The 10,464-nt window shown below is 58.2% G+C and carries 7 protein-coding genes; 4 read left to right on the top strand and 3 right to left on the bottom strand.

The genetic code is table 11. The features are described from left to right. Positions 1 to 233 precede the first annotated feature (233 nt). The 3 genes from JWR98_RS21790 to JWR98_RS21800 all read left to right on the top strand — a co-directional run bounded on the left by JWR98_RS21790 (position 234) and on the right by JWR98_RS21800 (position 2,436). Positions 234 to 875: a DUF1345 domain-containing protein gene (locus JWR98_RS21790; RefSeq protein ID WP_056784762.1), complete on the top strand. Its 642-nt coding sequence runs from the start codon at positions 234 to 236 to the stop codon at positions 873 to 875. Positions 876 to 948: 73 nt separating this feature from the next. Next, entirely contained in the window at positions 949 to 1,788 is an 840-nt protein-coding gene (locus tag JWR98_RS21795; protein WP_078733046.1) for an AraC family transcriptional regulator, read from the top strand. Positions 1,789 to 1,842: 54 nt separating this feature from the next. Then, positions 1,843 to 2,436: a LysE family translocator gene (locus JWR98_RS21800; RefSeq protein WP_078733045.1), complete on the top strand. Its 594-nt coding sequence runs from the start codon at positions 1,843 to 1,845 to the stop codon at positions 2,434 to 2,436. A gap of 52 nt (positions 2,437 to 2,488) precedes the next feature. Here JWR98_RS21800 and JWR98_RS21805 read toward each other — a convergent pair whose 3' ends face one another. From JWR98_RS21805 to JWR98_RS21815, 3 genes are all read right to left on the bottom strand, one after another. After that, entirely contained in the window at positions 2,489 to 4,762 is a 2,274-nt protein-coding gene (locus JWR98_RS21805; protein ID WP_078733044.1) for an autotransporter outer membrane beta-barrel domain-containing protein, read from the bottom strand. A gap of 219 nt (positions 4,763 to 4,981) precedes the next feature. Next, positions 4,982 to 6,985: a hypothetical protein gene (locus JWR98_RS21810; protein WP_205491169.1), complete on the bottom strand. Its 2,004-nt coding sequence runs from the start codon at positions 6,983 to 6,985 to the stop codon at positions 4,982 to 4,984. Between the two features lie 145 nt (positions 6,986 to 7,130). Continuing rightward, positions 7,131 to 9,131, bottom strand: coding sequence for a hypothetical protein (locus tag JWR98_RS21815; RefSeq protein WP_205491170.1), 2,001 nt, complete (start codon positions 9,129 to 9,131; stop codon positions 7,131 to 7,133). A 226-nt stretch (positions 9,132 to 9,357) separates the two neighbouring features. Between JWR98_RS21815 and JWR98_RS21820 the strand changes: the two genes are divergently transcribed. Further along, complete coding sequence (locus JWR98_RS21820; protein ID WP_341869744.1) at positions 9,358 to 10,419, top strand: LacI family DNA-binding transcriptional regulator; 1,062 nt, start codon at positions 9,358 to 9,360, stop codon at positions 10,417 to 10,419. The last annotated feature ends 45 nt before the right edge of the window (positions 10,420 to 10,464 follow it).

Raw genomic sequence — 10,464 nt, forward strand, 5'->3', positions numbered from 1 at the left:
GTGTTGGGGCAAGAGCGTTTGGTTACTTTGGGGCTCTTTTCCAAAGTGACCTGCCTTCAGGCGGAACCCTAAGTAGCCGTTACCGCGGCAATGGATATGTACACAATCCAACTGTGTCGACTGTCAGGCCGCCTTCGCGAGCAAGCCCGCTCCCACAGAGTTATTGAGTGCATTCATGATCAGGTACACCCGAATAAGCTATGGTGCTCACACATAGTTCTTTGTGAGCCACCATGCCCTTCCTCGCCCGCACCCACCCTCGCCTCTCATCCGCCGCCGTACTGGGCCTGGCCGTCGGCTTCCTGGTGCCGGCCGACACCCTTGCCAGCAAAATTTTGATCGGCTGGAACGCCGGAGTCTGGACCTACCTTGTTTTGATGCTGTGGCTGACCATTCGCGCCAAGGCCGAGGACGTCAAGCGCATTGCCGAAGTCGAAGATGAAAACGCCGGCCTGGTGTTGTTCATGGTGTGCATCGCCGCCATCGCCAGCCTGGCCACCATCACCTTCGAACTGGTGGGCAGCAAGGACCTGGCCGCTTCCGAGCGTCTGCTGCACTACGGTTTTACCGGGCTGACGGTGATCGGCTCCTGGCTGCTGATCGGCGTGATTTTCAGCGTGCATTACGCCAGGCTCTATTACACCTGGCCAGGCAAGGAACCCGCCTTGCGCTTTGCCGAGGGCTTGCTCACGCCCAACTACTGGGATTTCCTGTATTTCTCCTTCACCATCGGCGTAGCGGTACAAACTTCGGATGTGGGCGTCGCCACCCGTGGCCTGCGCAAGGTGGTACTGGGGCAGTCGTTGATCGGTTTTTTATTCAACACCGCCATTCTCGGTTTTTCGATCAACATCGCCGCCGGGTTGTTTGGCTAGACTGCACAAACCTTCTAGACGCCCACCCCTGCGTCGGCCGCTAATAGCCCTTCACTTTTAGCCTCGGTGTTGTATGCCCGCGCACAATTGGATCGACCTGTCCCAGGACGCCGACACCGGCATCGAGACCCTGCGCGCGCATTTCGAAGGCCATGCGTATGACCCCCATTGGCACGACAGCTATCTAGTAGGCGTGACCGAACAAGGCGTGCAGCAATTCAACTGCCGGCGCATGCGCCATGACAGCGTGCCGGGGCAGGTGTTCCTGCTGGAGCCTGGGGAACTCCACGACGGCAATGCCCCGACGGTCGACGGCTTCACTTACCGCATGCTCTACCTCGACCCACAGTGGCTGGAGCGGGAAATTTCCAGTGTCTTTGAGGAGGCGCCCGCCCATCATCAACTGAGTTTCGCCAGCACCTTGGCCAGCGATCCGCGCCTGGCCCTGGCCACCAGCCACGCGTTTCAGAGCTTGCATCACGGCGAGCTGCGGATCGTGCGGCAAAGCGCGCTGGATCAGTTACTGGAACGCCTCACCGGCCAACTCTACTGGCGCATGCGCTATCGCGATGACCCACGTTTGCCGCAGGTGGCGCACAAGGCGCGGGAATACTTGCACGCCCATCTGCATCAGGACGTGGGCATGGATGAACTCGCACTGGCCTGCGGCGCCGACCGCTTTCGCCTGAGCCGCGCCTTCAAGAGCGCCTTCGGCCTGCCGCCCCACGCGTATCTGGTGCAACTGCGCCTGGCCCGTGCCCGATATTCATTGGCCAAGGGCGATCAACCGGCAGACGTGGCGATGGCCCTGGGTTTCGCTGACCAAAGTCATTTGGGCCGCTGGTTCATGCGGGCTTACGGCCTGACGCCGGCCGCGTACCGCAAGCGCTGCACAAATCTTCCAGACCGGTAACGCGCGGGCTTGCGAAAATGGACGCTCTCGATGAGTCCGCCGGAGCCACCCGTCATGCTGTCCACATTCATACCTTTCATGCTGTTCGCCTTTGTCGCCTCCATCACCCCCGGCCCGACCAATATCCTGGTGCTCAGCAACAGCGCTCGTTACGGTTTCAAGGCTGCGCTGCCGATCGTCCTGGGGGCTTGTGTGGGGGCATCGGGAATTGTGCTGCTGGTGGGTTGCGGTGTGGGCCAATCGCTGATGCAAATGCCTAAGGTGCAAATGACGATGCAGTGGGCCGGTGTGACCTGGCTGAGTTACCTGGCCTGGCAGATCTTCAGTGCGCCAGCCCAGGCCATCAGTGCCGATGACAGGCAAAAACCTTTGGGCCTGTTGGGTGCCGCGGCCCTGCAATTGATCAACCCCAAGACCTGGATGATGGCGCTGGCGGTGGTCAGCGTGTTTGCTGGCCAGGGTGGGCAGCGCCAGGTGGTGTACCTGTCCCTGATGTTTTTCTTGATCGCCTTGCCCTGCCTCGGTGCCTGGGCCTTATTGGGTGCCGGGTCTAGCCGCCTCTTGCGCTCCCCCAGGCCCCTGCAAGCATTCAACCGAGTCATGGCCTTGCTGCTGTTGGGCTCAGCCTGGCTGAGTGTGCTGATCTGAAGGCGAAAAAAAGGGGAAGCCTAGGCTTCCCCTGTTCGGGTGGATGAATGAATTAAAAGTCGTAACGCACGCCGAAGTTGACACCCCATGGCTGGTCGACGGTTTTACCACGTGTATGCTCGAGGTCCGCATGCAGCTTGACGTTCTGAGACACCGACATCGCCACACCACCGGCCATTTCAATGCGCGAACCGAACACATCGTTATTGAAGCGCTCGCCGTTTACCGTGACCTTGTTGTTGTGGTTGAACTCATGGGCCAACGCAGTACGCAAGTACGGTTGCAACACACCACCGCTGTCCAGCTGGATACTCTTGCCCACCGTGACGCCTGCCTTGCCCACAACCGAGGCCGAACGGTCACCTTTAGCGTGCAGGCCATTGTCCAAATCGTAACTCTGGGCCTGGGTGATCGCCGCGTTGAGTTGCCCGTAGGGTTCAACGAAGTAACCGTCATCCAGCTTGATATGCCGACCGACTTCCACCGAAGCCCCCACGGCGTTCTGGGTGTAGTTGCCCTTGGCTTTCTTGCCGTCGCTCATGCTCACGTTGACTTCGTTGTGCAAACGGTTGAGCTTGACCACACCGTCGAAATACAGGCCGCTCTCGTCATCAAGCCACGTGGCATAACCGCCCACGTAGTAGCTGTCGACCGTACCGCCACCGGAACGGTTGAGGTCGATATCGGAGGTGCTGTGACCGGCCATCACACCGGCTACCCACTGCCCATCGCCACCGTACAGCGGCGTGTCGACACCCAAGGTAAAGCCGCGCTGGTTCTGCGTGTAGCCGCCACCATCCTGGTTACCGCTGACCTCGTACTTGTTGCCGTAGCCACGCATCCAGAAACCTTCGTTGTTGCCTTGGCTGAAGCGCAACTCACCCATGCGGGTACGCAACAAGGTCATCTCGCCGTACAACACCGTGGGCGAGGTGTTGAACAACGCCATCACCGCTTTGGTGCTGTTGCTGGTGCCGCGACGGTTAGGGTCCAGGTACCAGTCGGTGTCTTCCTGCTTGAGCCCGTAACTGTAGGCACCTGCGTCAACCGTTCCGCCGACCAGGGCGAACTGTGCATCACCGCCCTCGGTGCTCACCACGCGAATCGGCTCGGCCGTTGCCAACTCCGACCCCGTGGCCGCCAGCAACAGGCTGTGGTTACCTTCGGCGATGCCATTAACGGCCAGCAAGTCAGTTTGGCCGCTGCCAAAATCCGTGTGCATCACGAACGTGCCATCGCCCGACAGGCTGTCGACATCCAACCGGTAGAACTCATTAGGCCCACCAAAATGCACGCTGCCGCCCGCCATTTTCAGGTCGCCGACTTCGCTGTCGCCCACCAGCGCCCAGTGGGAGGCGTTGTTCACGCTTAACTCGGCCACGTTTTTGAGCTGGCCGGTCAACCACGAGCCGTTGTGGAGCTGCAACTTGGCGGTGCTGCCCTCCTCGACCACGACGTCACCGAACAAGGTACTGCCATCGACATTCATGTTGGCGAAGGAACCTCCGGTAACTTCGAGGAGGTTGCCGTTGCCGCCCTTGAGGGTGGAGCCGTTGACCACCTGAATGTCAGCGTTGGTCGTGCCGTATGCATCTCCCTCCACCAGCAGTGCCGCGCCGTTGCGGCCTTCAACATGCGAGCCGTCCAATACCAAGGTGCTGCTATTGAAGTCAGCACTTTCATAACTCAGGCGCACACCATTTTCGCCGCCGGTGATGGTACTGCCGACTGCATTGGCAGAACCACCGTACAACAACACACCAACGCCGTCTTCATCAGTGGCAATCACATCCGAACCATAAAAGTTCAGCTCGCTGAATGCCGTGGCCCGTGCACCGGTGGTCGAGCCCTGGATGACACTGTCGAATACAGCGGCCGTGGAGCCATCCTCGGAGAGAAAGTTACGCGCCGCCGAGAGGCCGACACCGTTGTTATTGATGACAGTGCTGCCCCTGATGAGCGCTTGGCTCCCCACCAGGTTAATGGCGACGCCGGCCGACCCTCTGGCTTCTACCGTGGCGTTGTTCAGGTAGATTTGCGCACCTTGGCTGGCGTAAATATCTTGCGCCTTGGTCCCGGCATTGAGCGTCAGCGTGCCTGCGGTGACGCGCGACTGCCGCAACTGGGCAGCATTGGCGGTCAAATGCGCGCCCTGGCCAATGAACCAGTCGTCGATCCGAGCCCCCGACTCGATCGTGCGCTCCATGCCTGGATGGAGGGTGGTGGTGGCATGGGAAAATGTGGCACCCAGCATCAGGAAGCCAACCGCGGGCACTTGGAGTGCCAGGGCGAGAGGATGTTTTTTGAACCGTGCGTTAATCGACATTGCATGTATACCCGTAAAGAACCTTCCCGAAAGGGAACGAATTGACCGGCACCAAGCGAGACAGGCCCAGGTCATGACGGGGCGCAGATTATTAAGAGATGGGTGAACGGGTATGTAGGACTTATCTGTGGTTGATCAGTGAACTTCCGACTTATTTTTGTATGCTCATAAAAAAAGAGGAGCAAGGCTCCTCTTTTCATTACAGCGCCCCGCTCTTTTTCAACTGGGCCAAGGTGAACCATCGCAGTAAACAGGACCAGGTCGAACCCCTCTTACCCACAAAATAGCTTCGGCGGATGTAATGGGCGAAGGGACACCCGTGAGCGGAACGGTGTAGGTGATATTGACCGACCCCATATCCGGCGCTGCCTCATTTATAGGCTTCACATAGGTCGCATAGGGCCTGACGGGAACCGTGAAGCCCGCTTTGATGTGCTCGGAATTCAGCGGGCCGAAAGGAAAGGTCTCAGTCGCAGTTGCAATGGGGACAGCACCGTCATTGTCACTGCAACCCGTCCAATTGAGCGTAACAATCATCCCAACCGCCAGAAATTCGTGAGGCGGCACGAAAACATGCACTTCACGGTTAACCCCTTGCAGCGCACCGCATCCGATTTCTGCAGGTGCTCCGCCCGGTCCCGGTATTTCCGGTAATGCACCTGTGACCCTGGGTGCAGGGAACGCAATCACATTGGCATTGACGTTGACATCCTGGATAGGCGACGACGTACGGTTGTGGGTGCTGCTGAGCGCGATTTCATAACGCAGAGGGATGAGGCTATTGGAGTGTTTCTGGATGTAAGGCCATGGAACAACCATATCGACAACGTCACCAGGCATGGCCACTGTGTGATCCACCGACTTTCGATCAACCACCTCATTCTGGTAATACAGCACGATATCGAACGCCTGGGCCGAGGGTAGCGGTGCAGCGCTCCAGAGCGTGACCACCACGTCGGCGTCCATGTTGTTATCTTTATCATTCAATTCGTTTGTCAACTCTGAACCCCGCCCTGTCAGTACCGGCAGTGGCAAATTCGGGTTGGCAGGTTCAGGGTCCCAAGGGTTGACCGGGCCACCCACCTCCAATTCGATCTCGATATTGGTCGCAGTAGGTACCCAATGCAGCGTGCCACCTCTGTTAACCGCATATTCCACTCGCAGGTTGATGGGCCCGTTGCTCGTGCCATACAAGGCAAGGCAAGTTGGGAAATCCACGGGGAAATCGAACGGCAGCGGGAAACCACCCAAGGGGTAAGGCCCCATATCCCGCGAGCCATGGAGGGTGGTGAGCCGCACAAGAAATTGGTCTAGGGAGCGATCAGCATCATAATTTGGAATAATCACGAACATCCCGCTGGAAGCTGCGGCATCGGCGCGGTCAAACAAGCGATCACCCACGCCCGTCGGCGAAATGGCGTCCCTGACACCCGCCGGGGTCAGCGTCGGAGCCGGCCTTAGCGCCACATTGATCGGAAGCTCGAACGACTTATCGCTGATATTGCCGGCCACATCCACTAAACGGTACACCAGAGGTCGTGGGCCATCGGCTGCATCAGCCATGGCCTGGGTGAAAAGTACGGCCCTATCGGGAAGCACCGCCCCCTCGGCGATCACCATCAATGAATCACCGTAATACAAACGCCATCTGTCTCCAGGGTGGGCGCCCTCTGCGTCGTAGGTAGGGATGCCAAATGGCACGCCCCCAGGGTTTGCATCCAGGAGCGGCTGTGTGATGCTGCCCGTCCATCCAGGCGGCAGCGTCAAACGGCGAGGTCCGTCCGGGATGCTGTCATAGGGTGCGGTGCGGTCGATGACCAGTGGAGCCTCACTGGAGCCAGAATCATTGCCGTTGTACGTGATGACCCTGTAACTGAGGGTATGTGCTCCTTCAGTGAGAAATCGCCTCGCGATGTTTACCGTATGCGTGGTAGGTATGGGAGCGGTAAAAAATATGGGCTCACTGCTGATACGCCCACTTTGGAAATCACCAATGTCATCCAGATGAATGTCCAGCGTATCGGGCCTTCCGGCGATGGTCGACGCTGGAGACCACACAGGAATCTCCACTTCTAGAAAGTTTTTATCCGCTGTTTCTCTTAATACCAGGCCTGGGTACATCGTCGGATCAACAAGACCTTCTATAGAAGGAGGGGGTAACACAATAGGCACCGCAGCGACACCCGTTGTTTTTTTGATGGGTCTAGCCTCTGTCTTTTTCATGTATTTTCTCTCCACGCATAGTTTCTTTATTTATTTAATAGTCAAACCCTATTAAAACCACCCACCTTCTTTGCATGGGCGACGACCAGGCGTACTAAAAGCCGACTTCATTTATAACAACGGGTATAACGTATACTCCCGATACTTACGCAATTACATGACTGTTATCAGTTCCTTGCTCCGCACAGCCCTCTTGCACATCATCACAAAATCCGACATTTCCAGGCTGACAGGGACGCCCCGAACCCGCAATTATCCGGTCAATCCGGACTCGCCCGATCTGAGAGTGTGCGATCAACGCGCCGCCGCGCCGGACGAAGTATTCAGCGGTGGCCGACGCGTAATTACGCATCGGTTCAATTTTGGTTTCCCACGGCCAAACCCTGACCGACTGGCCACCCGGTACATAATTCACGGTGATGGAAAAGTCTGTATCATCGATGGGCTCCTCCCAGTTATTCTGTAAATAACCTTGCCAAAAAAACTCAATCTCATCGCCGGAATTAAATCGAAAGTCATCGCGTATAAACCAATAAACACCGTGACAAATGGCAGGCTTTGATTCACAGGTGAGGTACTTGGCGACGCCGTGCAAACTGTGCTCTAACAAGGGCGCATCAAAACGAACTAATGGCGCGGCATGAACATTAACGAGTGTATTAGCAGACTGCTGTTCATTCACGCCGTTACTGGTGGTGTAGTAAACCGGCAAATCTATATAGTTCCCGCCATCGACAATCACACTGCCGGGCACGTCCGTGAATTGCACCGGCAGATCAAACGTATCCCCAGGCTGAACGGTATAGTGGGCGACCGGCCCGACGCCGTTCCAATACAACTCCAGCAACTGGTCAGCCACCGGGTTCTGGTAAAGGCGCACCCACACTTCAGCCCCGGCGGTCGCATCGCGAAAATCGAGTTCGTTATGCAACCCTGAGCCCTTGCCAAACACGTCCACCCGCCCCAGCGTTGGATTAAGCAATGCAGGCGCATTGGCGTGGTCTTGCCCTGCGACGGTTAAATCAACCCAGAAAAAACTCGACGGTGAAGGCACAGGAGGACGGCCGACACGATGGATTTCGTAATGCACCTCCGCCTCGGTGAGCGCCACAGGACCTGGGCCGCGCAAGATATCCCAAGGGATGTGGACCTCAGCCGGGAACCCCGTGATGGCTTGTCCAGGTAGCACAGGACGTCCGTCCCAAATCATCACAACGCTGTCGCCCGGCGCAAAATTATCGTACTCACTCGGAACCCGTGCCGTGACGACCGCTCGTGCGTCGTCACGTTTGATCAGGAAATCAATGTAGGCAGGAGGACGAATATCGGGCCGTGGCAGGTTAATCGGGGTGGCAATGAGCAGGACCTGAAAATCCATCGGCGCGCTAAAGCCGGAAAAGTTGCCAGCGCGATCGTACAAACGGTATTGCAGGTAGGCCATGCCATTATTCAGGCCGCGAAAGTGCGCTGCGGGTATCCTCAGAATCAAGGGGTCGGTGACCAGCGCAAACACCTGGCTACCCGTCTGAACGGGAGGAAATGGAGGGGTAACATTGCTCAGGTAATACCCGCCTCGGTCCTGATCGGCACGACCGATATAGGCGGGCACTTCAACTTCGATGAACGGGTTGGCGGCCAACACGGCCTCGGTAATACCAGAAACCTCAATTGCCGGATCAACGAAGCGGGCCTTGTCATCCGGGTCCTGAAACCTTGGGGGATTGTTGTCCACCGTCAACGTCCAGGGAAACGATGGAACCGGGTCGCCTCCCCCGTCGTCCACCGTATAGAACGCCTCCACCACTGCGTCGGTTTCCCGCATGTAATCGACGGGGACGTACAAGGGGTAAGGAAAAAGCGCAGGGTTGAGCGGGCCAGTAAATGTCTGCTCATCTGCCCGGACGTCTACACCGCGCACACGCCACCACAGCGTAAGGGTATGGGTCCTGCCAATTCCCGGGCCAGGCGCCCATTGCGGAACGCGACACTCCAGAGGCGTCAACGATACCGGCAGCGGAATCAACCCCTCCGGGTCCGTGGGGTCAACCCCAACGACCTCCTCAAAAACGGGCAATACCCTGGCTTCACCGTCGGAGCCAGCCAGTACATGGAAATTGCGTGCAGAGGCCTTTTCTGAACGGGTCATGCGGAGTTCCTTCTGGTGATGTCTGGTCAGAATTAAGCACTCAATAGCCCGCCTCGCCTACTGTCAGAACTAACAGGTACACCCAGCCATTCATCGGTTAATTAACGGGCGCACGCTGGGCATGCTCGTAATCGGCGCTTGACTAGGACGGCTGTCCTGGTGTCTTCTGAAACCGGTTTCAGGTGCATGCCGTTACCAACCACACCAATAAGAAAGGCCCACTACCGTGACTTCATTTTCCGCCGCCCAGCGCAGCCGCGTGACCATGCTCGACGTCGCCGAGCGCGCGGGCGTATCCAAGGCGAGCGTGTCGCGCTTCATCGGCGATGACCGCGCCCTGCTCTCCGATGCCATCGCCCTGCGCATCGAACAGGCCATCGACGAACTCGGTTATCGCCCCAACCAGATGGCCCGTGGCCTCAAGCGTGGGCGCACGCGCCTGATCGGCATGTTGGTGGCGGATATCCGCAACCCCTACTCCATTGCCGTGATGCACGGCGTCGAAACCGCCTGCCGCCAGCACGGCTACAGCTTGGTGGTGTGCAACACCGACCGCGATGACGAGCAGGAGCGCCAGCATCTGGCAGCGCTGCGTTCGTACAACATCGAAGGGCTGATCGTGAACACCCTCGGCCACCACCTCGACCAACTGCTGGAACTGCAACGGGAAATGCCCCTGGTGCTGGTGGACCGCAAGGTCGAACCGTTGCACAGCGATCTGGTGGGTCTGGATAACGCGGCGGCGGTGCGTATTGCGGTAGAGCATCTTGAGCAACAGGGTTATCGCGATGTGCTGATGGTGAGCGAGGCAACCGATGGCACCAGTTCACGTTTGGAGCGCCTGGAGAGTTTCAACACCGAGATTGCCAAGCGCCCGGCGTTGACAGGTGCCGTGGTTGAACTGAACGGCGAACTGGAAAACCGTCTGCAAGCCTTTCTCGCCAAACCCGGCCCCAAGGCACTGTTCTGCGCCAACGGCGTGGCAGCACTGGCCTGCACCCGCGCGCTCAAGGCGCTGGGCTGTGACCTGTTCGGCGACGTGGGCGTGATCGCCCTGGATGACCTGGACTGGTACCCGCTGGTGGGTAACGGCATCACCGCCCTCGCCCAACCGACGCAAGCGATTGGCGCCAGCGCTTTTGACTGTTTGCTCAAGCGCCTGCGCGGCGATACCGCACCCACCCGCACCCTGGATTTTTTACCCGAGCTGATTATCCGCGGCTCGACTCAATCCCCTGTGGGAGCGGGCTTGCCCGCGAATGCGGTGTGTCAGCCACTTCCAAGCTAACTGACACACCGCATTCGCGAGCAAGCCGCTCCCACATTTTGTTCT

Source organism: Pseudomonas lactucae (assembly GCF_016937615.1).
GTDB classification, from domain to species: Bacteria; Pseudomonadota; Gammaproteobacteria; order Pseudomonadales; family Pseudomonadaceae; genus Aquipseudomonas; species Aquipseudomonas lactucae.